Origin of the sequence: Nocardia sp. NPDC057272, from assembly GCF_042668615.1 — a bacterium.
Classification (GTDB): Bacteria; Actinomycetota; Actinomycetes; order Mycobacteriales; family Mycobacteriaceae; genus Nocardia.
Genome location: NZ_JBHUYK010000003.1, coordinates 173,557 through 198,062, shown reverse-complemented (window position 1 = coordinate 198,062; position 24,506 = coordinate 173,557). Strand labels below are relative to the sequence as shown.

The window sequence follows — 24,506 nt, the reverse complement described above, 5'->3', positions numbered from 1 at the left end:
TCAACCGGCAGCCGGTGCGCTCGAACTTTCGAGCAGGTACCTGGCCAGATGCACGCCGGGGGTATGGGCGAGTTGGTCGGCCTGGGTGCGGCAGGAGAAGCCGTCGGCCAGGAAGACGGCGTTCGCCGGGGCGCTTCTCAGCGCCGGGAGCAGGGCGTTCTCGGCGACCGCGACCGAGATGTCGTAGTGGCCGCGTTGCATGCCGAAGTTGCCGGCCAGGCCGCAGCAGCCCGCCAGTTCCCCGACGGTGACGCCCATCGCGGCAAGGATTCGGCGTTCGGCGTCGAAGCCGCCGACCGCGTGCTGGTGGCAGTGCGGTTGGACGATCACGGTGTCGTGCGGTCGGCGGGGTGGTTGCCAGCCGGGGTGCGCCAGCAGGAACTCGGCCAGGGTGCGGACCGAGGCGGCGACCTGTTTCGCTCGTGGATCGCCGGGGAGCAGTTCGGGGAGGTCGGCACGCAGGGTGGCGGTGCAGGACGGTTCGAGACCGACGATCAGGCCACCGGCAGCTACGTGGGTGTCCAGTGCGTCCACGGTGGCGCGCAGCCGGGCGCGGGCGCCGTCCAGTTGGCCGGTGCTGATCCAGGTCAGGCCACAGCACACCCGGTGGCTGGGGATGCGCACGCGGTAGCCGAGTTGCTCGATCAGTTGCGTCGCGGCTGCCGCGTTTTCCGGGTCGAAGGTGTCGGTGAAGGTGTCGATCCACAGCATGACCTCGGTAGCCGCGGTCTCGCTGGGACCTGTGCGGTCGTCGCTGCCCAGCGATCGGCGAAACGACTTCGGGGCGAGTCGCGGCGCTGCTCGCCGCGGGTCGATTCCGGCCAGGCGCAGGCCGGCCCGGCGCAGGCGCGGACGGGCCGCGATGGCATTGGCCAGGCGCGGGAAGTGCTGGGCGAGGGCGAGCCAGCGCGGGAGCCGGCCGAGAACGTAGTGATCCACCGGCCGTAAGCGTCCGCGGTAGCGCCGATACAGCGCCTCGGATTTGTAAGTGGCCATGTCGACGCCCGCGGGGCAGTCGGCGGCGCAGGCCTTGCACGAGAGGCAGAGGTCGAGGGATTGCTCGACTGCCGGTGCACGCCAGTCGAGTTCGCCTCGGACGACTTCCTGGAGAACTCTGGCCCTGGCCCGGGTGGTGTCCTTCTCGTCGGCGGTGGCCAGATACGAGGGACACATGAAGCCGCCGGAACCGCCGGTGTCCGCGCGGCACTTGCCGATTCCTACACATCTGTGCACAGCTGTGGATAAATCGCCGGAGTCTGTGAACAGGGCGAACCCCCGTGAGGGGACCGGCGCGAGCCCGGCTACCCGCAGGTCGGCGTCGACGGGGCTCGGGGCGACGACCACGCCGGGGTTGAGGAGGTCACCGGGATCGAACAGGGACTTGAAGCCCGCGAAGGCCGCGCGAGCGGCCGGTGAGTACATCACTTCGAGCAGTTCGGATCTGGCGCGACCGTCACCGTGTTCGCCCGAGAGTGATCCACCGTGGCGCACGACGAGTTCGGCGGCGTCGAAGAGGAAGGTGCGAAAACGCCGGGGTGCGTCGGTGATCGGGAAGTCGAGGCGCACGTGGATGCAACCGTCGCCGATGTGTCCGTACAGCAGACCACCCACGTCGTATTCGGCGGTGAGCGTGGCGAATTCGCGCAGGTACGCCCCCAGATTCTCCGGCGGGACAGCGGCGTCCTCCCACCCGGGCCAGGCGGGCTTCCCGTCGGGAGTTCGTCCGGCCAGACCGGCGCCGTCGGCCCGAATGCGCCAGAGTGCCGCTGTGGCAACCGGATCGGTGACGATCAGGTGATCATCGGCGTGGCTCGCCGCGCACAGCCGCCGGGCCGCGGCCAGCGCCTCGGCCGGGCTCGCCCCCGCCGTTTCGACGAACAGCCAGCCGCGACCTCGCGGCAACTCCGGCACCGTCCCCCGATGCGCGCGGACCACGTCGACCAGTCCGGCATCGATGCCTTCGACCGCGATCGGCGCGCAGCTGGTCACCGCGGCGATATCGTCCGCCGCCGAGGCGATATCGGGGTATCCGAGCACCGTGAGCACGGTCGCGGCGGGAACAGGCGTGAGCGCGACCTCCGCTTCCAGGAGCAGTCCACAGGTCCCTTCGGAACCGACGAACGCCTTCGCCGCCGACGAACCACGTTCCGGCAGCAGGTGTTCCAGACCGTAGCCGGAGGCCTGACGATCGAACCGTCCCAGTTCGGTGCGCAGCACCGCGAGATTCGAGGTGGTGAACTTCGCCAAGCCGGGCACCGCCGCCAGGTCGGAACCGAGCGTCCGCCGCTCCCCTGTGCCGTCGAGAATGCGCAGCTCACGCACGGTATCGGAGGTGCGACCCCAGGCCAGCGCATGCGGTCCGCACGCGTTGTTGCCGATCATCCCGCCCAGGGTGCACCGGTCCTGCGTCGACGGATCGGGCCCGAACCGCAACCCGTGCGGCCGCAGCCGCCGTTGCAGATCCGACAGCACCAGCCCCGGCTGCACGATCGCTGTTCGTGCCTCGGGGTCGACCGCGCGCACGGCATTCATCTGCCTGCTGAAATCCAGCACGATGCCGGGTCCGATGGCATTGCCCGCGACCGAGGTGCCCGCGCCGCGAGCGGTGACCGGCAGCCCGGTTTCCCGGGCGAAGTTCACGGTGGCGGCGACGTCGTCCTCACCACGGGGAAACACGACCATGGCGGGCCGGACGCGGTAGTTGGAGGCGTCGGCGGAGTACTCGACGCGTCTGCGCACCGACGCGTCGACCGGGCAGCCGGTCCGCGTGCGCAGTGCGTCGGCCAGCTTTTCCGAGCTCCGGTCGTCGTCCACCCGACCAGCCTATTCCGGTCACCCGGCGGTGATCGGCCGCCGGTTTCGCTGTGCGCTGAACCCGGTGCGCGCGGAAAGTATTTGCGGTCAACCTTTGTTGAGGTTTTAGTGTCGGTGGGCAGGAGTTCAATGGGTGGGGAGCCTCGAGGAGAGTGGCAGTGAGTATCGAATCAGTGGCCTACAGCCAGATGTACCGGCGCGTAAACGCGCCGGAGGAACAGCGCCCGTTCAGCATGGTGACAGCACGGCGGATCCTGCGCTTCGCCGAGCACCACCGGCGCCGGATCAGCGGGTTCCTGCTGCTCAGCGTGGTGGCGGCGGTGCTCGGTGTGGCCACCCCGGTGCTGGCGGGGCGGGTTGTCAACGGGATCGTCGACGGTGCGGCGCCGCGCACCGTGGTGCTGCTCGCGCTCGCCATCGCGGGTCTGGCCGTCCTCGACGCGGCCCTCGGCATCGCCATCCGCTGGCTGTCGGCAAGGATCGGCGAGGGTCTGATCCTCGATCTGCGCACCGCCGTGTTCGATCACGTGCAGAAGATGCCCGTCGCGTTCTTCACCCGGACCCGCACCGGTGCGCTGGTGAGCCGGCTGAACAGCGATGTGATCGGCGCGCAGCGCGCGTTCAGCGACACCCTGTCCGGGGTGATCACCAACCTCGTCACCCTGGTCCTCACGCTCGCCGTGATGCTCAGCATCTCCTGGCAGATCACCCTGCTCGCCCTTGTCCTTCTCCCCGTGTTCGTGATCCCCGCCCGGCGCGCCGGCAACAAACTCGCCGCCATGCAGCGTGAGGCGGCCCAGCTCAATGCCGCCATGAGCACCCAGATGACCGAGCGCTTCTCCGCGCCGGGCGCCACCCTGGTGAAGCTGTTCGGCAGGCCGGAGCAGGAATCGTCGGAGTTCGCGGAGCGCGCCACCCGCGTGCGCGACATCGGCGTACGCACCGCCATGCTGCAGACCACGTTCGTCACCTCGCTCACCCTGGTCTCCGCCCTCGCCCTCGCCCTGGTCTACGGCCTCGGCGGCTGGTACGCGCTGACCGGCAGCCTCGACGCGGGGTCGGTCGTGGCCCTCTCGCTGCTGCTCACCCGCCTCTACACCCCGCTCACTGCCCTGGCGAGCGCCCGCCTGGAGATCATGTCCGCGCTGGTGAGTTTCGAGCGTGTCTTCGAGGTGCTCGACCTGAAGCCGCTGATCGAGGACGCCCCGCACGCCGCCCCGGTGCCCGACGGCCCGGTGGCGGTGGAACTGGACGCGGTGAACTTCGGTTACCCCTCGGCCGACAAGGTCTCCCTCGCCTCGCTGGAAGACGTCGCGACGCTGGACCGGCGTGGCGGTGTCGAGGTGCTGCACCAGGTGTCGCTGCGCGCCGAACCCGGACAGCTCATCGCGCTGGTCGGCTCCTCGGGCGCGGGCAAATCGACTATCGCCCAGCTGGTTTCGCGTCTCTACGACGTCGACTCCGGCGCGGTCCGCCTCAACGGGTCCGACGTGCGCGACCTGACCACCGAATCCATCCAGCGCACCGTCGGCCTGGTCACCCAGGACGGGCACCTCTTCCACGACACCATCCGCGCGAATCTCCTGCTGGCCCGGCCGGAAGCCACCGAGGACGAACTGTGGGACGCCCTCGGTCGCGCCCGGCTCGGCGACCTGGTCAAGTCGCTTTCCGACGGTCTGGACACGGTGGTCGGCGAACGCGGTTACCGACTCTCCGGCGGTGAACGCCAACGTCTCACCATCGCCCGCCTGCTTCTCAAGCAGCCGAGGGTCGTCATCCTCGACGAGGCGACCGCGTCCCTCGACTCCACCTCGGAGGCCGCGGTTCAGGAAGCCCTCACCGAAGCGCTGACCGGCCGCACCGCACTGGTCATCGCCCACCGCCTGTCCACCATCCGCGCCGCTGACCAGATCCTGGTCCTCGAGGACGGCCGCGTCGTCGAGCGTGGCACCCACGCCACCCTTCTCAACGCCGACGGCCGGTACGCCGAGCTCTACCGAACCCAGTTCGCCGACGACCCGGTGGCCCCTGCCACCGTCTGAGCGAAAGGTCTGTTCAGCCCAGCTCCCCTTGAACGGCCGACGGAGGTCCGATCGTGGGGGCTGGGCTACCGGGCGTCGCCAGGAGCGTTGTCATGGTCGGCATGCCGTAGCGCGGTGACGATCGTGAGGGTGGGGGTGCGACCTGCTTCGGTGTGGCTGAGCATGGCGTATTCGGCCAGGCGTTCGTCGCCCGAGGAGATCGCGTCGATGAGGTGCTGGTGTTCGTCGCGCTGTTCCTCGGTGTTGCGTTCGGTGGTGAGGAAGAACAGCCAGGCCATCCGGGCGAGGATGGTGCGCATCAGCTGAGTGAGCAGCGAGTTGCCGGACAGTTCCACGATGGCGCCGTGCAGCTTCGCGTTCGTCTCGGCGATGCGGAGCGGATCACCAGAATCGGTGGCCTCCTGCGCTTCTCGCAACGCGGCCCGCAGGGGTGAGCTGTCGTGCCCCTGCCTGATCCGGGCAGCGGCGAGTCGGGCCGCCAGCGGTTCCAAGCCGATGCGGACATCGAAGAGTTCCTCCACCGCGGTGGTATCCCAGGACCGCACGACCGCGCTGCGACGCGGCAGCGCGCTGACGATGCCGTCGAATTCGAGTAATGCCAGGGCTTCTCGCACCGGCAGGCGCGAGGTGCCGAGCATGGCGGCCAGGCGCGCCTCCGGCAGTTTCTCGCCTTCGCGGTACTCCCCCGTGATGATCGCGCGGCGCAGATCGTCGTATATCCGTCGCGTCTGCGAAGTGTCGTCGACGACTTCTACCGGCGGACGTAGGTTTCGGGCCACCCGAACAGTCTACGAAGCCGCGCCGATGGTGACGGCCGGCGATCGCGCAGTCTAGCGGCGGACCTACCGAATTCAATCCGGTAGACCAAATATATCTTTGTCCACCTCAGCCCACCTGCAACCAAGCCTGCTCCGTGGGTCGGCTATGAGCCTTGACGAGGGCATTTCTGCCGGTTGTCAGCATCGAAATCATTCACGGACCCGAAACTTCCGGAACACAATGGGGATACACGGGAATCCAATTCTGTATACCGAATGACATTCTCGGCCCACAGAGAGGATCAGTGTTGGCCGTCTATCTGATCCGCCGCCTCGCCCAGGCGGTGATCACCGTGTTCGCCGTCATCTCGCTGGCGTTCCTGCTCGGCAGATCGACCGGCAGTCCCGTGGCCTCACTCCTGCCGGAAACGGCGAGCGAGGCCGACATCGCGGCGCTGGAAGCCGAACTCGGCTTCGACAAACCGCCGCTGACCCAGTACTTCGACTACGTGACCGGCGTGCTGTCCGGCGATTTCGGTGACTCGTACCAGCAGACCGGCACCTCGTCGATGACACTCGTCCTGCAACGCCTGCCCGCTTCGCTCCAACTCGGTGTCGCGGGCTTCGCGATCGGTCTCGCACTCGCCTTCGCCGTGGTGCTCGCCATCCACCTGAGCGGCCGCTGGTCGCTGCGCGGGATAGCGCTCGGTGTCGGCGCGGCGCGACTGGCGGTGCCGGACTTCCTGTTCGGGCTGCTGCTGGTGCTGGTGTTCTCGGTGACGCTCGGCTGGCTGCCCTCGCTCGCCGGTGCCGACCCGCTCGCGATCATCATGCCCGCCCTCACCATCGCCACCGCGCAGTTCGTCGTCTACTCACGGCTGCTGGACAATTCGCTGGTCGCCGAGAGCTCCCAGGACTATGTGCGCACCGCGTACGCGCGCGGCGAGCGCAGATCCTCGGTGCTCCTGCGCGATGTGCTGCCGAACGCGCTGCTGCCGGTGCTCACCATCTCCGGAATCACGCTCGGCACGCTGCTCGGTGGTCTGGTGATCGTCGAAAACGTCTTCGCCTGGCCCGGTTTGGGCACGTTGATGCTCGACGCGGTGTTCAACCGGGACTTTCCGGTGGTCCAGTCCGGGCTGGTGGTGATCGCGACCATCTTCGTGATCGTCAACTTCGGGATCGACGTCCTCTACGGCGTCATCGATCCGAGAGCGAGAGTCCGATGATCCGTCCCCGCGACCACGCCACGATCGCGGGCGTCGCCATGATCCTCGCAGTCGTGCTGTTCTCCCTGCTGTATCCCCTCTTCCCCGGTTACGACCCCTACGGGCAGGACCTCGCGGCCGCGTTCTCCGCGCCGTTCGCCACCGGGAACTACCCGCTCGGAACCGATTCGCTCGGTCGCGATCTGGCGAGCAGGCTGGCGCTGGCCGGACGGATCACGCTCGGGTTGGTCCTGGTGATCGTGCTGGTCAACGCGGTGATCGGCATGACGATCGGCACGGCGTCGGGTTACTTCCGCGGTGTCACCGACAGCGTGCTGATGGGTGTCGCCGATGTGCAGCTCGCGGTCCCGATGACGCTGGTGATCATGGCGGTGTCGGCGATTCGCGGGCCGAGTACCGCGCTGATGGCGACGATCCTCGGCGTCACCTTCTGGGTCGGCTACGCCAGGGTGGCGCGCTCGGTGGCGCTCGGGCTGTCCGGTCGCGATTTCGTGATCGCGCCGAAATTGCTCGGCGCGCGCTCTGGCTGGGTGATGCGCAAGCACATCGTCGGGCACGTCACGGTCCCTGTGCTGATTCTGGCGACCGCCGATCTCGGCAATGTGCTGATCATGATCTCGTCGTTCGACTATCTCGGCCTCGGCGTGCAACCACCAACTCCCAGTTGGGGATTGATGATCACCGACGGACAGAAGTACCTGCGCCAGGCGCCCTATCTGACGATCGTTCCGGCGGTGGCACTGCTGCTGGTGATCGGCGGAACCCTGCTGGCCAGCCGGCGATTCACCGATGAAGGCCAGGGGTTGCGCCGCGTTCGGCGGGCGCCACGCGCTCGTCGCGGCGCTCTCGCGAAAGAGGTTGTGGCATGAGCCCATTGCTGGAGATCACCGATCTCACCGTCGGCTACGAGACCGCCGCGGGCGACCGTGTGGTGCTCGTCGACGGGGTGAGTCTGCGCCTGGAGGAGGGCGAAGTTCTCTGTCTCGTCGGCGAATCCGGATCGGGCAAGTCGGTGACGATGCTCGCCGCCCTCGGCCTGCTCCCCCCGGCATTGACGATCTTCTCGGGCAGCGTGCGTTTCCGCGGCGACGAACTCGTCGGCGCCGACGACGAAACCCTGCGGCGCCTGCGGGGCGCCGAACTCGGCATGGTCTTCCAGGACCCGATGACCACCCTCAATCCGGTGCGTCGGGTCGGCACGCAGATCGGTCGCGCGCTGGCGGTGCATCAGCGGCTCGACGCAAGGAAACGCAAGCAGCGCGTAGTCGAACTCCTTGCCTCCGTCGGTATCCCACAACCGGCCGAGCGGGCGCGCGCCTATCCCCACCAGTGGTCGGGCGGTATGCGCCAGCGCGCGGTGATCGCCATGGCGATGGCCAACGATCCGGCGGTGCTCATCGCCGACGAGCCGACCACCGCGCTCGACGTGACCATCCAGGCCCAGCTCATGGAGGTGCTGGCACAGGCTCGCGCCCGCAGCGGCGCGGCGATGGTGTTGATCACCCATGATCTCGGGTTGGTCGCCCAGTACGCCGATCGGGTGGCGATCATGTACGCGGGCCGGGTGGTCGAGACCGGCACGGTGTGGCAGATCTTCGACCACGCCGCCCACCCGTACACCCGTGGCCTGCAGGGCAGTCTGCTCGGGCAGGCGGGCGCGGGCCGCGCCTACGCCATCCCTGGCTCGCCACCGTCACCGACGAAACGTCCGGCCGGGTGCGGGTTCGCCCCGCGTTGCGAGTTCGCGGGCAGGAGCCGTGAATGCGACACAGCCCCACCACCTCTCGTCGCCATCGGCGACGGTCGCGCGCTCGCCTGCCCGCCCGCGCTCGCCGCCCCTCTCCGAGAGGACATTTCGGCATGACCGTGCTCGATACCGCAGAGGAAGTGATCCGGGTCGACGGCCTCGAGGTGAGCTTCACCAGCAGGCGCGGTCTCACCGGCAAGCGCAGACTGCGAGCCCTCGACGGCGTGAGCTTCGGGGTCGTACGCGGTGAAACCTTCGGCCTGGTCGGCGAATCCGGTGGCGGGAAGTCCACGCTGGTCCGCACGATCTTCGGCATCAACACCCCGACCGCGGGTTCGGTGCGCATCCTCGGCCACGACCTGGCCGCCCTGCGACCGGCCGCGCGCAGGGCGCTGCGCAACCGGGTGCAGCTGGTGTTCCAGGACCCGTACTCCTCCCTCGACCCCCGAATGAGCGCGCACGACATCATCGCCGAACCGCTCCGGATCGCGGGCGGCTACTCCCGCGCCCGCGTGCTCGAACTGCTCGACCAGGTCGGGCTCGGACCGGACGCGCTCGACCGGCGCCCGGCCGAGTTCTCCGGCGGACAGCGGCAACGGCTCGGGATCGCCAGAGCGCTCGCGCCGAGGCCGGAGGTGCTGGTGCTCGACGAACCTGTGTCCGCGCTCGACGCCTCGGTGCAGGCCCAGGTGATCAACCTGCTCCAAGACCTGCAGGAACAGCTCGGCCTGTCGTATCTGTTCATCGCCCACGATCTCTCGGTCGTGCGGCACCTGTCGGACCGGGTCGCGGTGATGCATCTGGGCAAGCTCGTCGAGATCGGCGCCACCGAGGACGTGTTCACCAGCCCCCGGCATCCGTACACGCGCGCGCTGATCGCCTCGGCTCCCGTTCCCGACCCCCATCAACGCCGCCGAGACACCTCGACGCTGATCCGCGGCGAGCTCCCCGATGCCGCGAATCCACCGAGCGGCTGCACCTTCCGCACCCGCTGCCCATCGGCGACCGGCGAATGCGCCACGCGCAGACCGGAACTCGAGCCGCTCGGGCCCGCCGGGCATGTCGCGGCGTGCCTGCATCCACTTCCCCGCTCCACGAAAGATTAGGAAACCCATGAGACCGATCACCCGCAGTGTGGCTACCGGACTCGCGATCCTCGCGTTCTCCACCGTCACCCTGAGTGCCTGCGCACCCGCGGGCACCGACACCGCGTCGACGAAGACCCTCGTGGTCGGCGCGGTCACCGAACCGACGGATGTGCCCGACCCGATCAGCGACGGTTCGCTGGCAGGCTACAACTACTACTTCGCGACCTTCGACCAGCTCGCCCGCTTCGACGCGGAAGGCGTGATCGGCCCGAAGCTCGCGACCTCGTGGGAGCACAACGCCGATTTCACCCAGTGGACGTTCACGATTCGGGAGGACGCGAAGTTCCACAACGGCGAACCGGTGAAAGCCTCCGATGTCGCGTTCACCTACAACCAGATCAAGGCGACACCCAACGGCGATCCGGCCACCTATATGGAGATGTTCACCTCCGCCGCCGCCGGTCCCGGCAATACCGTGGTGTTCAGCCTCAACGCCCCCTTCTCCGCGTGGCCGACCATCACCACCGGCGTCTCGATCGTGCCCGAAAGTGTTTACACCAAGCTCGGTTCCGCGGGATTCGCGGCCGCACCGGTCGGCTCGGGGCCGTTCGTGTTCGACCACTACACGCGCGGCGTCGAATACGTCGTCAAGCGCAATCCGAACTACTGGGGCGACAAGGCCGCACTGGAGACCGTGACCTTCAAGACGGTGGCCGACGCCGACGCCCGGCTCAACGGTGTTCAGTCCGGCAGTCTCGATGTGGCCTTGATCGCGCCTAATCAGGTTGCTGCCGTAGATGGTTCGAAGAGTGTGCACATCGAGTCGCGGGTCTCCAACGGCGTCACCTTCCTCGGCATGAACGCCACGGCGGGTCCGCTGGCCGACCAGCGGGTACGCGAGGCGATCGCACTGTCGATCGACCGGGACGCCATCGTCAAGAGTCTGCTCGCGGGCCGCGCGACGGTCGACAACCAGCTGGTCGCCAAGAACGTCGGCGGCTACGACCCGAAATATCCTGCGCCGGTGCGTGATACGGCCAAGGCCAAACAGCTGCTGGCCGCGGCGGGCTACAACGGCACGCCGATCCCCTTCCAGTACGCGACGAACGGACGCATCCCGCTGAGCTCCGAGATCGCCCAGTCGATCCAGGCGAACCTTGCCGAAGTCGGCATCACCATCACCCTGCACGGCACCGACCAGAGCAGCCATTCCCAGATGATCTACACGAAGAAGGCCGCCACCGGCATCTACCTCAACACCTACGCGCCGTCCACCATGGACGGCGACGCCCCGATCGCCTCGATGTTCGGCGGGCAGTGGAACGACTACGCGATGCTGCCGGAAACCCAGACCCTGGTCGCCAAGACCCGGACCGTCGCCGGACAGGCCAGGATCGATGTCTACCGAGATCTGTTCACCCTCAACGATTCCAAGGCGCTGCTGCTCGGCCTCTACACCCCCGATGCCAGCTACGCGGTGGACCCGGCGCTGAACTGGAAGCCGCGGGCGGACGGGATGATCACCGTCGACGCCGCGACCTTCGGCAAGGACTGAGCGCGTGGGTGATTCGCTGTTGATCACCGACGTTCGCCCCTGGGGCGGCCCGCCGGTGGACCTGCTGATCGAGAACGGCACGGTGGCCGCGGTATCCGCGGCCACCGGTTCGCCGGTGCCCGCCGGCGAACTCGCCGACGGCGCGGGCCGGTTGATCCTGCCCGCACTGTCGGATGTGCATCTGCATCTCGACTCGAGCAGGCTCGGACTGCCGTTCCGTGCCCAGACCGGGATGCCGGGACGGTGGGGCCGGATCATGAACGATCGCGAGCACTGGCGGTCGGCGGAACGTTCCGTGGCCGAACGCGCCTCGTTCACCCTCGCGGTGGCAGTGGCCAACGGGGCTACCAGGATTCGCAGTCACGCCCAGGTGGACGCCGATTCCGGGCTCACCAAGCTCGAAGGCGAACTCGCGGCGCGAGAACGCTACGACGACGTGTGCGACGTGGAGATCGTGGCGTTCCCGCAGGTCGGAATCCTGCTCGAACCCGGCGTCGTCGACCTCATGGACGCGGCACTGTCGGCCGGGGCCGACCTGGTCGGCGGGATGGATCCGTGCGAACTCGACCGCGATCCGGTGCGACATCTCGACGCGGTGTTCGGGCTGGCCGACAAGCATCAGGTCGGCGTCGACATCCACCTGCACGAAGCGGGTGAGCTGGGGCTGTTCACCCTGTCGCTGATCATCGAACGGGTGCGGGCGCTCGGAATGACCGGTCTGGCGACCATCTCCCATGCCCGGTGCCTGGCCGGTGGGCTGCCCGCTGTGCCTGCCGCGATCGAGCAGCTGGCGGAGCTCGACATCGCCCTCACCCACGCGGCGGGCGCGCAGGGTTGGGCGTTGCCGTTGCTCGACCTGGCCGCGGCCGGTGTGCGCGTCGGGGTCGGGATGGACGGTCAGCGGGACTACTGGTCGCCCTACGGCAACGGCGACATGCTCGACCGCGCCTGGCAACTCGCGTTCGTCAACGGGTTCGGATCCGACGAGCACGTGGAACACGCTCTCGCCGTCGCTAGTTGGGGTGGAGCGAGCGTGCTCGACCGCAGTCTGCGCCCGCTCGGCCGGAGCGAGCCACATCCAGGTTTCGAGGTCGGTGATCCAGCCGAGTTCTTCCTGGTCGACGCGGCCAGCCCGACTTCGGCTGTGATGGACCGCCCGGCCGAGCGCACTGTAATCCACCGGGGCAGTGTCGTTTCCGTCGATACGGCACTGGACGGATTCGAGATTCCCGGTCGTTGGGGCAGGGGGAGGAGCTGAGATGCGGCGCGGTATTCGAGCACGCCATGTACTCGCGTCGGGGATCGTCGGTGGCCACGTGATGCTCACCGACGGTGAAGTGGTGGTGGAGGATTCGCGCATCGTCGCCGCCGGTCCGCGCGGTCTGGAGACCGTCGACGAGGTGATCGAGCTCGGGGACGCGATCTTGATGCCCGGGCTTATCGATCTCGACGCGCTCACCGACATCGACCACACGATCCTGGATTCGTGGCAGTCGCGCGAGCTCGGCCTCGGTCTGCAATGGTCGCGCGAGTACGCCACGCAGCGGCGGCGCGCGGTGTTCGACGCCGAGGAGCGGGCGTTCATCCGTGAGTACGGGTTCGTCCAGCTGCTGCTGCACGGGGTGACGACGGCGATGCCGATCGCGTCGGAGGTGCACAGCGATTGGGCGGAGACCTACTCCGACGCCGTGGCGATGGCCGAGTCCGCACGGCGTCTCGGCCTGCGGGTGTACCTCGGGCCCGCGTACCGATCCGGGGTCAACGTGGTCGACGACGACGGCTCGCGGTCCATCTACTGGAACGAAGAACTCGGGCTCGACGGGTTCGAGGGTGCGGCGCGGTTCCTGGAGTGGGCCTCGGCGCAGGACACCGATCTGATCCACGGGACACTGCTCCCGTGCCGGATCGAGACGCTGTCCGAGGATCTGCTGCACCGGACCTCCGCGCTGGCCGCGGCGACCGGCGCGCTGGTCCGCCTGCACGCGCTCCAAGGGCTGCACGAACGCGCGTTCGTGATCGAGCGGTTCGGTATGTCACCGCTGGCCGTGCTCGAGCGGACCGGTCTCCTCGGGCCGAATCTGCTCATCCCCCACGGGATCTACATCGACTCGAACCCGCACGTGGACGCCGATACCGATGACGACCTCGGCACGCTCGCGGCGTCGGGAGCGTCGATCGTGCACTGCCCGCTCACCTCGGCCAGACACGGATCGGCGCTCGACAGCTTCGATCGGTACCGGGCAGCGGGCGTGCGCATCGCCCTCGGCACCGACTCTTTTCCGCCGGATCTGGTGCGCGGCATCGACATCGGCGTCACCCTGGCCAAGGTGCTGGCATCGCGGCTCGACGCGGCCACCTACGGCGACTACGTCTCGGCGGCGACGCTCGGCGGTGCCGAAGCGCTGCACCGACCGGACCTGGGCACGATCGCGGTGGGGGCGACCGCCGACCTGGTCGCCTTCCGCCTCGACGACCCGCGCGACGGCGTCCTCGACGATCCGATCCGCACCCTGTGCATGAACAGCACCGGGCGCGCGGCGGATTTCTCCATGGTCGCCGGGCGGATCACGTTGCGCGACGGGGTAATTCCCGGCATCGACCTGCCTGCGATGACCCGGCGGGCGCAGTCACTGTTCGACCGGATGCGTGCGGCCTACACCGAGCGCGACTACCTACGCCGTCCCGCCGGCGAACTGTTCCCGGCGTCCTTTCCGGCCGAGCCGTCGATACCGCGCGGCGATGGCGTAGCTCCCGAGCACATGACCACCCCGGAGGGGGAGGGGTCAGCCCCGCGGGCGGATCCAGCCGCCGAACGCCTTCTCGAGAGTGAGGGCCGCGGCGATCGAGAGGTGATCGCGGTTGTGTCCCGCGACCACCTGTACCCCGAGTGGCAGACCGTGGGTGCCGCGGCCGAGCGGCACCTGGGTGACGGGCAGCCCGGCGAGGCTGAACGGTGCGACCGTGTTCGTGCGCCACAGGCGGCCGGTGGTGCGGCCGTGACGCGGCGCGACCGTGCTCAGGGTCGGATGCAGGAGCAAACCGTCACCGATGATCTCGGTGATCTCGGCGGCCGTGCGGTGTGCGGCGGCGGTGATGCGCCGGGCCACCCGGGTGGGTAGCCGGGCCGCGATCAGCTCGCCGAGCGCGAGGAGGCGGGTGGCGAGGGTGTGGTCGCCGCGCAAGGCGGTGAGTTGTCCGGGTGCGAGGATGTCGGCGCCCTCGCCGCGCATGATCTCGGCGAAGCTGATCCCGGTCTCCTCGGCCAGCACGATCGTGGCGAAGAGCCCGATCGTCCGCAGCGAACGCATCGGTACCCGGGTGACCTCGGCGCCTGCCTCGATGAGAACAGCGGCGGCGCGGTCGCGCGCGGCCAGCACCTCGCGACCGAAGCCGGGGGCGAAGGTTCCGTCGAGCAGCACGACGGGCACACCTCGCATCGAGGTCGTCGCCGGATCGCCGAGGGTGGCCGCGCGGACCAGGGGATCGGTCCCGTCGGGGCCGGCCATGATCCGCAGCAGGGGCATGAGGTCGGCCGCGCGGCGGGCGATGACCCCGTTGGAGCACAGGGCGGCCACACCGAACGGTGGTGGCCACGCGCCGGTGGTGGGGAGCAGGCCGGTCGACGGGCGGTGTCCGAAGACGCCGTTGCAGAAGGCGGGAACCCGGATCGAGCCGAGGGTATCGGTGGCCAGGCCGAGCGGGGAGCCGCCGCTGCCGACGGCGGCGCCCTCGCCGCCCGAGGACCCGCCCGCCGTCCGTGCCCGGTCGTGCACGTTGCTGGTTCGCCCGTAGACCCGGTTCGTCGACTCGAGCCACATGCACCCCTCGGCGGTGTTGGTCAGCCCGAGCACGATCGCACCCGCGTCCAGAACTCGTTGCACCACGGTGGCATTCGCGGTGGGACGCAGGTGCCGACGAGCCACGACGCCCGCCGTGTTGGGCAAGCCGGCGACCGCCAGGGATTCCTTGACGGTGATCGGGACGCCGAACAGCGGTGGCAGGTGCTCCGGCCCGGTCGCGAGGTGGGCGTCGGCGGCGTCGGCCTGTGCCCGCGCGGTGTCGTAGCAATCCACCACCACCGCGTTCGTGGCGGGGGCGAAACGTTCCAGCACAGCGATGTGGGCATCGATCACCGCGCGGACGCTGACCTCGCGGGCGCGAATGGACGCGGCCAGCGCGATCGCGGACTCGTCGGTGATCGTGGTGCCGTTCGGGCGGAGCATCATGCTCGTTACAGTATTACAGTCTCCGTAACGTCGTCGTGTGGCGAACTTCTGGAGGGCTCAGAACTCGTTGGCCACGCCGATCACGGTGCGCCCGGAGTGGGTGCCGTCCTTGATCGACTGCAGGACCGTGCCGACCTCGGTGATCGGCGTGAAGGACTCGATCGTCGACAGATGCTGAGGGCGAAGCTGCTTGCCCAGTGCGGTCCACAGGGCGCGGCGCTTCTCGATCGGAAGCTGCACCGAGTCGATGCCGAGCAGGCTGACGCCGCGCAGGATGAACGGGAGCACGGTGGTGGGAAGCTCGGCGCCGCCGGTGAGGCCGCTGGCCGCCACCGCCCCGCCGTAACCGATCGCGCTGAGGACGTGCGCCAGCGAGGCGCCGCCGACGCTGTCGACCGCCGACGCCCAGTTGGCCTTGTTGAGCGGGCGCGGCTTGGCGTCGGGGTCGAGCGGAAGCCGGCCGATCACCTCGTTGGCGCCGAGCTCGGCGAGCAGGTCGTTCGCGTCGGTCTTGCCGGTGGAAGCGATCACCTCGAAGCCGAGGCCGGACAGAATGTCGATGGCTACGGTGCCGACACCGCCGGTCGCACCGGTGACCAGGACGGCGCCGTCGTCGGGGGTCAGGCCGTGGTCGAGCAGGGCCTGCACGCTCATGGCGGCGGTGAAACCCGCGGTCCCGATGGTGGCGGCGTCGCGGGTGTCGAGGCCGTCGAGCTTCACCACCCATTCGGCAGGCACCCTGGTGTACTCGGCGAAGCCGCCGTTGCGGGAAACACCCAGGTCGTAGCCATGGGCGATGACCTGGTCGCCGGGGGCGAAGTCATCGGTCTCCGAGGCGATCACCTCACCGGTGAGGTCGATGCCCGGCACGATCGGATAATTGCGCACCACCCCACCGCGCGGCGTGATCGCCAGCAGATCTTTGTAGTTCGCGCTCGAGTAATGAACCTTGATCGTCACCTCGCCGCTACCGAGGAAGTCATCTCCCACCGTTTCACGGGCGAGAACGATCCCACCATCGGACTCACGGGCCACCATCGCAGAGAACTCCATTGCCCGAGCATACGAGTTCGCGAGCCCGCGGGGGAGGACCCGCGTCAGGGTGGGAGGAGTTCCAGGCGGACGCCGAGGAGGCGGATCGGGCGGTCCAGGTCGAAGCGGTCGATGATCGCCAGGGCGGTGTCGGTGATGGTGGTGATGTCGTCGGTGGGGGTGGGGAGTTTTTGCTGTTTGCTGCGGGTATAGAAGGTTTTCGTGCGGACGGTGACCGAGACCCGGGTGCTGACGCGGTGGTGTTCGCGCATCTCCTCGGCGACCTCGGTGGCGATGCGGGCGACCTCGCGGCGGATTTCCCCTGGGTCGGTGAGGTCGTGCGGGAAGGTCTCGGATCTGCTGCGGCCCACGGGGATTCGCGGGGTGGTGGAGAGTTCGGTGTCACCCTTGCCGTGGCCGAGGACCCACAGGTAGGGGCCGGTGCTCGGGCCGAACTCGGCGGCCAGGCGCGCGCGGTCGGCGGACATGAGATCGGCGACCGTGGTGATGTCGAGGTCGGCCAGGCGGTGGGCGATGCGGGCACCGACGCCCCAGAGCGCGTCGGTGGGGCGGTGGCCCATGAGTTCGGTCCAGTTGGCGGCGGTGAGCTCGAAGATGCCGGTGGCGGCGCCGGGGTCGTGCTCGGGTTCGGCGGAGGTCTTGCCGGTGGACTTGGCGAAACCGGTGGCGAGCTTCGCGGTGAGCTTGTTGTCGCCGATGCCGACCGCGCACGTGAGGCCGAGTTCGATGATGGCGGTACGGATTTCGGCGGCCAGCTGCCACGGATCGCCGTCGGTGGCGACGAACGCCTCGTCCATCCCCCAGACCTCGACCGCGCCGGCCACCCGGCCCAGCGTCACCATGATCTCTTCGGAGGCCACCTCGTAGGCGGCCATGTCGACCGGCAGGAAAACACCCTCCGGACACTTGCGCTGCGCCATTCTCAACGCCATCCCCGCACGCACACCGTAGGCCCTCGCGGGATAAGAAGCGCAGGTCACAACCTTGCGTGGCTGCGCGGGATCACCCTCGCCGCCGACGATCACCGGCCGGCCGCGCAGCTCAGGGCGACGCCGGAATTCCACCGCCGCCTGGAACTGGTCGAGATCCACATGCAGGAGCCACCGGGGCACAGGTCCGTCTTACCGCATCGCACCGACACATCGAGTCTTGCCACGCCAGCCGGACCGAACTAAATTCTGTATATGGAGATGCGAGATCGGTTGCTGCTGGCCGCGGAGCGGCAGTTCGCCGAACACGGTGTCCTCGATGCCACCCTGAGCGATATCCGCGCCGCCGCCGATGCCAGCGTCGGCGCGCTGTACCACCACTTTCCGGACAAGTCCGACCTCTATCGACAGGTCTGGGTGGCCGCGCTCACCGACTACCAGCAACACTTCTGGAATGCCGTCGCCGACAGTCCCGACGCGCGCGCCGGCGTCGAATCCGGGGTGCGTGCGCACCTGCGGTGGGTGCACGAATATCAATATCGCGCAACGGTTCTCATGGGTTCGCGGCCGCCCGGTGTCCGGGAGAGCGAGCGCAATGTGGAGTTCCTCACGGCCGTCCGGCGGTGGTGGCGCACGCACGCGGGATACGGCGCGGTGCGTGACCTGGAACTCGATCTCGTCTACGCGCTGTGGCTCGGTGCGGCACAGGAATACTCCCGCCAATGGCTTGGTGGCAATATCCGTACCGCGCCAACCGATGTCGCCCCCGAGCTCGCCGCCGCCGCGTGGGCGACACTGCGGGCCGACGGCACCGAATAGTCACCATGCAGGGCCACGCAACTCGAAGAACGGAACACCCGATGCCGACCGAAGCTTCCACCCTCGACCTCGACCTGGCGCGCCAGGTACTAGCCGCGCAGCCGTTCGCCCGTCTGGTCGGCACCGAGCTCACCGAATTCGGTGATGGCGCAGCCACTCTCATCATCGACATCCAGCCCGAACACGGCCAGCAGTTCGGCTTCGTGCACGGCGGGGTACTCGCCTACGCCGCCGACAACGCCCTCACCTTCGCCGCGGGCACCGTCCTGGGCCCCAACGTCCTCACCGGCGGCTTCACCATCACCTACCTGCGCCCCGCCCAGGGCGAGCGCCTGCGCGTGCACGCCACCGTCCTCGGCGCCACCCGCCGCCAGGCCGTCACCCACTGCGACGTGTACGCCGAGACCGAGGGCGAGGAACCTGTCCTCTGCGCGGTCGCCCAGGGCACCACCCGCCGCGTCGAGAAGGACCTCGCCCCCGCCACCGAGGAAGACGCGGACGGTTTCGACGACGACGACCTCGACGACGACCTCGACGACGACCTCGACGACCAGGACAACTACGACACCGACCAACTCGCCGTGGTCACCGTCGCAGGCCCGATGCTGCCGCCGACCGTCAGCCGCTAGCCGGACGCGGCAACGGGCCGTACACAGCTGTGCACGGCCCGTTGACGGCGGGGATCAGGCGCTGACGGCGAAGGTCTTGCCGTCGGCGGCGGGTTCGGCGATCGGCTCGATCGCGTAGGCCAGGATGTCTGCCACGTCGGCGACGGGGCGGACGTTCAGGGCGGCCAGCACTTCCGCCGGGACTTCGTCCAGGTCCGGTTCGTTGCGGGCCGGGATGAAGACGGTCTTCAGGCCGGCTCGCTGAGCGGCGAGCAGCTTCTGCTTCACGCCGCCGATCGGCAGGACGCTGCCGTTGAGGGTGACCTCGCCGGTCATCCCGACATCGCCGCGGACCGGGCGACCGAGGGCCAGCGACACCAGGGCGGTGACCATGGTGACGCCTGCCGAAGGGCCGTCCTTGGGGACCGCACCCGCGGGGAAGTGGATGTGGATGTTGCGGTCGAGGACCTTCGGCTCGATACCGATCTCCTCCAGGTGCGAGCGGACGTAGGTGAGCGCGATCTGAGCGGATTCCTTCATCACGTCACCGAGCTGGCCGGTGAGGGTGAGAGAACGCTCGCCCTCGGCGCCGTTGGCCTCGATGTAGAGGACATCGCCGCCCGCACCGGTCACCGCGAGGCCCGTCGCCACGCCCGGGACGGAGGTGCGCTCCATCGAGTCCGGGGTGAAGCGGGGACGCCCGAGGTAGTCGGTGAGGTTGTCGAGGTCGACCACCAGGCTCGTCACCTGACCGACCGGCTGCGGACCGGCGGCGATGTCGATGACGTTGTCGTAGCCGAGTCCGGGGTCGTACCCGAGCACCGCGCCCTCGCCCAGCGCGCCCTTGTCGACGAGCGGGGCGTCCACGGTAGCGTCGCCGACGCTCGCGGCGTCGCCCGTCACCAGACGAGTCGCCGCCTTGCGCAGGGCTTTTGCCACCAGGCGCTCCATTTGACGCACACCCGCCTCCCGGGTGTAGTTCGCCGCGATCTCGCGCAGGGCCGCGTCGGTGATCGACACCTCTTCCGCGGTCAGCGCGTTGCGCTCGAGCTGGCGGGGAACCAGGAAGTCGCGCGCGATCGCCACCTTGTCGGCCTCGGTGTAGCCGTCGACGGTGATGAGCTCCATACGGTCCAGCAGGGGGCCGGGAATGGTGTCCATGACGTTGGCGGTCGCGATGAACAGGACATTCGACAGGTCCAGGTCCAGATCCAGGTAGTGGTCGCGGAAGGTGTGGTTCTGCGCGGGGTCGAGGACCTCGAGCAGGGCCGCCGCCGGATCACCACGGAAGTCGGAGCCGACCTTGTCGATCTCGTCCAGCAGGACAACGGGATTCATCGAACCCGCCTCCTTCACCGCACGCACGATCCGGCCCGGCAGCGCGCCGACGTAGGTGCGACGGTGGCCACGGATCTCGGCCTCGTCGCGCACGCCGCCGAGGGCGACACGAACGAACTTGCGGCCCAGAGCCTTTGCGACCGATTCACCCAGCGAGGTCTTGCCGACACCGGGGGGACCCACCAGCACGAGCACCGCGCCGGACCCGCGTCCACCCACGACCTCGAGACCGCGCGCGGCCCGCCGCGTTCGCACCGCCAGGTACTCGACCATCCGGTCCTTCACCTCGTCGAGGCCGTGGTGATCGGCGTCGAGCACCGCACGAGCGGCCGAGACATCGGTGCTGTCCTCGGTTTTCACCGTCCACGGCAGATCGAGCACGGTGTCGAGCCAGGTACGGATCCAGCCCGATTCCGGGCTCTGGTCGCTGGCGCGCTCCAGCCGGCCGACCTCGCGCAGCGCCTCGGCGCGCACGTTCTCGGGCAGGTCCGCGTTCTCCACGCGGGTGCGGTAGTCGTCGGCGCCGTCGGGTTCGTCCTCGCCGAGTTCCTTGCGGATGGCGTTGAGCTGCTGACGCAGCAGGAACTCGCGCTGACTCTTCTCCATGCCGTCGCGGACGTCCTCGGAGATCTTGTCGGTGACCTCCACCTCGGCGATGTGGTCCTTGATCCAGTCGATCTGCTTGGTCAGCCGCACCGCGACATCGGGGGTCTCGAGCAGTTCGCGCTTCTGGTCATCGGACAGGTACGGCGCGTAGCCCGCGGTGTCGGCGATGGCCTCTACGTCGTCGAGCTGGTTGACGATGTCGATGATCTGCCAGGCCTCACGCCGCTGCAGCACGGCGACGACCAGCTTCTTGTACTCGGCGGCGAGCTCGGTGGTCCGCTCGTCGGGCTCGACCGCCTCGACGAGTTCGGCCTCCACCCACAGCGCGGCGCCCGGCCCGGTGACGCCGTGCCCGATCCGAGCGCGGCGCTCGGCCTTCAACACGGCGGCGGGCGCGCCGCCGCGCATCCGGCCGACCTGTTCGATGGTGGCGACGACGCCGTAGGACGCGTAGCCCTCGTCGAGGCGCGGCGCGACCAGCACCGAACCGGTTTTGGCCGCCTGGGCGGCGTCGATGGCGGCCTGCGCGGATTCGTCCAATTCGATGGGCACGACCATGCCCGGCAGCACGATCGGATCGGTCAGGAACAGCACCGGCAGGTTCTGAGCTGAAGTCATGTCGACCCTTCCAAAGTTGAGCTTTGCTGACTCAACATGGACCCCCGGCGGTTTGTTCCTGCAGGTGGCGCCGTTCACTCACGGCGAAAATAATCGGCCGAGATTCTTGTGCGGCCGATGTCGAGAACGCGTGGGTGGCTCCGTCCCAGGGGTACAACCCACACAGCACACGAACCGAGGAGAACATCATGGCCAAGTACCTGCTGCTCAAGCACTACCGTGGCGCTCCCGCGTCCGTCAACGACGTGCCGATGGATCAGTGGACGCCCGAGGAGGTGACCGCGCACGTGCGGTACATGCAGGATTTCGCGACACGGCTGCAATCGACCGGCGAGTACGTCGACAGTCAGGCGCTGACCACGCAGGGCACGTTCGTCCGCTCCGACGGCGAGGGGCGCCCGCCGGTCACCGACGGGCCGTTCGCGGAGACCAAGGACCTGATCGCCGGCTGGATGATCATCGACGTCGACACCTACGACCGGGCGCTCGAACTGGCAGGGGAGCTGTCCGCGGCACCGGGGGCGGGCGGGAAGCCGGTGCAGGAGTGGCTCGAACTGCGGCCGTTCTACGCGGAATTGCCCACGGTGACCGAATGAACGAAGCGCTGGTGCGCGAACTCGTCCCCGCGGTGATCGGGATCCTCGTCCGCCGCGGGGCCGAGTTCGCCGCGGCCGAGGACGCGGTACAGGAAGCGCTGATCCGGGCGCTGGAAACCTGGCCCGACGATCCACCGCGCGATGCGAAAGGCTGGCTCGTCGCCGTCGCCTGGCGAAAATTCATCGACGCGACGCGCGCCGAAACATCCAGGCGTGGGCGGGAATTCGCGGTCGACGCCGAGCCGGAAGCCGGCCCGGTGCCCGCCACGGACGACACGCTGTGGCTGTATTTCCTGTGCGCGCATCCCGCGTTGTCGCCGGGCTCGGCCGTCGCGCTGACCTTGCGTGCGGTCGGCGGCCTGACGACCCGGCAGATCGCGACGGCCTACCTGGTTCCGGAATCGACTATGGCGCAACGGATCAGCCGGGCCAAGAAGCGGATCACGGGCTTACCGCTCGACCGTCCCAGCGATCCGGCAACGGTGCTGCGGGTGCTCTACCTCGTCTTCAACGAGGGCTACAGCGGCGACATCGACCTGGCCGCCGAAGCCATCCGCCTCACCCGTCAGCTCGCCGCCTCGACCGGCGAACCCGAGGTCTCGGGGCTGCTCGCGCTGATGCTGCTGCACCACGCCCGCCGGGCGTCGCGCACCGAGGGCGGGCGCTTGATTCCGCTCGCCGAACAGGACCGATCCCGGTGGGACACACACCTTATCGCCGAGGGCGTGACGATCCTGCAAGCCGCGCTGGCCCGTGACCGCCTCGGCGAATACCAGGCCCAAGCCGCGATCGCGGCCCTGCACGCGGACGCGCCGAGCACCGCCGAAACGGACTGGATACAGATCGTGGAGTGGTACGACGAACTACTGCTTCTCACCGACAGCCCGGTGGTGCGCCTGAATCGCGCGGTCGCGGTCGGCGAGGCCGACGGCCCCCGAGCCGGCCTGGCCGCTCTCGCCGATCTCGACCCGGAACTACCGCGCCACAGCGCATCCCGGGCCTACCTCCTCGAACGGGCGGGCGAACTCGAAGAGGCCGCGACCCTGTACGCCGCGGCGGCCCGCGCGGCCACCACAGTTCTCGAGCGCGACCATCTCACTCGCGAGGCGGCCCGGGTTCGGCAGTTACCGCGACCCTGAATCCGATTGCCGCGCGGCACCGAGGAAACCGGCCCGCAAAACAGCTCGGCCTCCCCCGGGTTGAGGACCGGGGGAGGCCGAGTTGTGGACAGGTGGCTTACAGGTTCGAGGAACGAATCCGCTCGGTCGGGGGATCGAACGGACGGCCCGAGGTGGAGCCCGAGCTCAGGAATCCGAGGACCGCGCCACCGATGAGGAAGATGGCGGCGAGGATGCCCAGGATGATCGGCAGGGTCTTGCCGTACAGGTCGAGCTTGTCGAGGCTCTCCTGGGTGACGGCCATCTGGGCTTCGATGGTCTCTTCGTCGAAGACGAGGTGCGACTTCAGGATGTTGACGTCCACCTGCCCGGCGCTACGGCCGTAGTACATGTGGAGGTTCTCGCCACCCTTGAGAACCGCGCCGGTCCTCGGCTCCACCCATACGTCGCGGGTGTTGGTGTAGAAGCGCGTCATGGTGACCGGCTCGGTGCCCTCGAGGCCCCACTTGGCGGCGGGCAGGGCGAGCTGGTGGGACGGGTGCTTGACGACGTCCCACATGTTCGTCACCGGGATGGTCTGCCGGAAGTGGTAGACCGGCACGCCGTTGATCTCCGACTCCTCGATGAAATCGATGTCGTAGGTGGCGCGGGCGTTGAGGTCGAAGTACGGGTACGACTTCTTCTCGGTGCCGATCGGGAAGCGGTACTGCAGGCCGCGCCGCTGCGACTCGGTGGGGATCGCGGCGCCCGACTTGGGGTCTTGAGCCACGGCGATCGAACCGTTGGGCGAGGCGTCGATCGGCGCGCCGGTGACGCGGTCGATGGTGACGCGGTCGACCGAGGCGGTGAGCAGGCCGTCCTTGGGATCCTGGTCGTCGCGACGCAGGGTCTGGCCGGCCTGGACGGTCATCTCGTCGGCGTCGGAGGGCTCCTCGACCGTCAGGAAGCGCTGGGAAACGAGCGGCACATTGGTGTTCACCTTGGCAGCGCCCTCGGTCGCGGTGAGCGACTTCGCGTCCAGCACGAGGCTTTCCTCGCCGGGCACGCTCTTGGCGACCGTGGTGATGCGCAGGTCGAGCGGGGTCTTGGCGACCTTGCCGACCGTGTAGGTGGGAATCATGACCGCGGCCGCGAGCAGCAGCGCGCCGAGACCGACGAGGATGCAGGCGATGAGCCTGCGTACGTTGCTCATCGCGAGCCGTACTGCACGTTGCCGAGCAACGACGAGCCCGGGTCACCGGACTCCTCGGGCGCGGGGATCGAATTCTGTTGCGCGCCCGCGGTGATGCCGAGTACGGCAATCACCCCGATGACCGCGCCGGCCAGGCCGCTGACCAGGCCGGGGACGACAAACTTCATAGA

18 protein-coding genes and 2 pseudogenes are annotated in these 24,506 nt (G+C 68.7%); 12 read left to right on the top strand and 8 right to left on the bottom strand.

Going from position 1 to position 24,506, the window contains the following annotated elements; genetic code table 11:
• Complete coding sequence (locus ACFULV_RS06180) at positions 1–2,814, bottom strand: FAD-binding and (Fe-S)-binding domain-containing protein (RefSeq protein ID WP_378653655.1); 2,814 nt, start codon at positions 2,812–2,814, stop codon at positions 1–3.
• Positions 2,815–2,972: 158 nt separating this feature from the next.
• Between ACFULV_RS06180 and ACFULV_RS06175 the strand changes: the two genes are divergently transcribed.
• Positions 2,973–4,856: an ABC transporter ATP-binding protein gene (locus ACFULV_RS06175; protein WP_378653652.1), complete on the top strand. Its 1,884-nt coding sequence runs from the start codon at positions 2,973–2,975 to the stop codon at positions 4,854–4,856.
• 65 nt (positions 4,857–4,921) lie between these two features.
• Here ACFULV_RS06175 and ACFULV_RS06170 read toward each other — a convergent pair whose 3' ends face one another.
• Entirely contained in the window at positions 4,922–5,635 is a 714-nt protein-coding gene (locus ACFULV_RS06170) for a GntR family transcriptional regulator (RefSeq protein WP_378653650.1), read from the bottom strand.
• Positions 5,636–5,922: 287 nt separating this feature from the next.
• Here ACFULV_RS06170 and ACFULV_RS06165 point away from each other — a divergent pair, with 287 nt between their 5' ends.
• The 7 genes and pseudogenes from ACFULV_RS06165 to ACFULV_RS06135 form a co-directional block, all read left to right on the top strand.
• Positions 5,923–6,843, top strand: coding sequence for an ABC transporter permease (locus ACFULV_RS06165; RefSeq protein ID WP_378653647.1), 921 nt, complete (start codon positions 5,923–5,925; stop codon positions 6,841–6,843).
• Positions 6,840–7,712, top strand: coding sequence for an ABC transporter permease (locus tag ACFULV_RS06160; RefSeq protein WP_378653644.1), 873 nt, complete (start codon positions 6,840–6,842; stop codon positions 7,710–7,712). Before ACFULV_RS06165 ends, ACFULV_RS06160 begins: the two co-directional genes overlap by 4 nt.
• On the top strand, positions 7,709–8,707 hold the full coding sequence (locus ACFULV_RS06155) for an ABC transporter ATP-binding protein (protein ID WP_378653642.1): 999 nt from the start codon (positions 7,709–7,711) through the stop codon (positions 8,705–8,707). Before ACFULV_RS06160 ends, ACFULV_RS06155 begins: the two co-directional genes overlap by 4 nt.
• A complete protein-coding gene (locus ACFULV_RS06150) occupies positions 8,704–9,696 on the top strand; it encodes an ABC transporter ATP-binding protein (protein ID WP_378653639.1) in 993 nt (330 codons plus the stop codon). The genes ACFULV_RS06155 and ACFULV_RS06150 overlap by 4 nt, the downstream gene beginning before the upstream one ends.
• A gap of 7 nt (positions 9,697–9,703) precedes the next feature.
• Positions 9,704–11,233: an ABC transporter substrate-binding protein gene (locus ACFULV_RS06145; protein ID WP_378653636.1), complete on the top strand. Its 1,530-nt coding sequence runs from the start codon at positions 9,704–9,706 to the stop codon at positions 11,231–11,233.
• 4 nt (positions 11,234–11,237) lie between these two features.
• A complete protein-coding gene (locus ACFULV_RS06140) occupies positions 11,238–12,491 on the top strand; it encodes an amidohydrolase family protein (RefSeq protein WP_378653633.1) in 1,254 nt (417 codons plus the stop codon).
• Between the two features lies 1 nt (position 12,492).
• Positions 12,493–13,941: pseudogene (locus ACFULV_RS06135) on the top strand (chlorohydrolase family protein); the annotation flags it as partial.
• A gap of 75 nt (positions 13,942–14,016) precedes the next feature.
• Here ACFULV_RS06135 and ACFULV_RS06130 read toward each other — a convergent pair.
• From ACFULV_RS06130 to ACFULV_RS06120, 3 genes are read right to left on the bottom strand one after another with little or no spacing between them, the layout of a single operon-like run.
• Positions 14,017–15,459, bottom strand: coding sequence for an amidase (locus ACFULV_RS06130; protein ID WP_378653630.1), 1,443 nt, complete (start codon positions 15,457–15,459; stop codon positions 14,017–14,019).
• Between the two features lie 57 nt (positions 15,460–15,516).
• The gene (locus ACFULV_RS06125) at positions 15,517–16,512 is read right to left on the bottom strand and encodes an acryloyl-CoA reductase (RefSeq protein WP_378653627.1); all 996 of its coding nucleotides are present in this window, start codon (positions 16,510–16,512) and stop codon (positions 15,517–15,519) included.
• A gap of 44 nt (positions 16,513–16,556) precedes the next feature.
• Entirely contained in the window at positions 16,557–17,624 is a 1,068-nt protein-coding gene (locus tag ACFULV_RS06120; protein WP_378653624.1) for a DNA polymerase IV, read from the bottom strand.
• 72 nt (positions 17,625–17,696) lie between these two features.
• On the opposite strand from ACFULV_RS06120, the gene ACFULV_RS06115 reads away from it, so the two are divergent.
• Together ACFULV_RS06115 and ACFULV_RS06110 are read left to right on the top strand one after the other, a co-directional pair.
• The gene (locus ACFULV_RS06115; RefSeq protein ID WP_378653621.1) at positions 17,697–18,260 is read left to right on the top strand and encodes a TetR/AcrR family transcriptional regulator; all 564 of its coding nucleotides are present in this window, start codon (positions 17,697–17,699) and stop codon (positions 18,258–18,260) included.
• A 41-nt stretch (positions 18,261–18,301) separates the two neighbouring features.
• A pseudogene (locus ACFULV_RS06110) lies at positions 18,302–18,709 on the top strand (PaaI family thioesterase); the annotation flags it as partial.
• A gap of 234 nt (positions 18,710–18,943) precedes the next feature.
• Here the strand turns inward: ACFULV_RS06110 and lon are convergent.
• Entirely contained in the window at positions 18,944–21,430 is a 2,487-nt protein-coding gene (gene lon, locus ACFULV_RS06105) for an endopeptidase La (RefSeq protein ID WP_378653619.1), read from the bottom strand.
• A gap of 188 nt (positions 21,431–21,618) precedes the next feature.
• Here lon and ACFULV_RS06100 point away from each other — a divergent pair, with 188 nt between their 5' ends.
• Together ACFULV_RS06100 and ACFULV_RS06095 are read left to right on the top strand one after the other, a co-directional pair.
• Positions 21,619–22,026 carry a YciI family protein gene (locus tag ACFULV_RS06100; protein ID WP_378634754.1) on the top strand — a complete coding sequence of 136 codons (408 nt, stop codon included), beginning with the start codon at positions 21,619–21,621 and terminating at the stop codon, positions 22,024–22,026.
• Positions 22,023–23,165 (top strand): RNA polymerase sigma factor, encoded by a 1,143-nt coding sequence (locus ACFULV_RS06095; RefSeq protein ID WP_378653616.1) that lies wholly within the window; start codon positions 22,023–22,025, stop codon positions 23,163–23,165. Before ACFULV_RS06100 ends, ACFULV_RS06095 begins: the two co-directional genes overlap by 4 nt.
• Positions 23,166–23,262: 97 nt before the next feature.
• On the opposite strand, the gene ACFULV_RS06090 is transcribed toward ACFULV_RS06095, so the two are convergent.
• Positions 23,263–24,336, bottom strand: coding sequence for a DUF3068 domain-containing protein (locus ACFULV_RS06090; protein ID WP_378653613.1), 1,074 nt, complete (start codon positions 24,334–24,336; stop codon positions 23,263–23,265).
• A complete protein-coding gene (locus ACFULV_RS06085; RefSeq protein WP_082844323.1) occupies positions 24,333–24,503 on the bottom strand; it encodes a DUF2613 domain-containing protein in 171 nt (56 codons plus the stop codon). Before ACFULV_RS06085 ends, ACFULV_RS06090 begins: the two co-directional genes overlap by 4 nt.
• Positions 24,504–24,506: the final 3 nt, after the last annotated feature.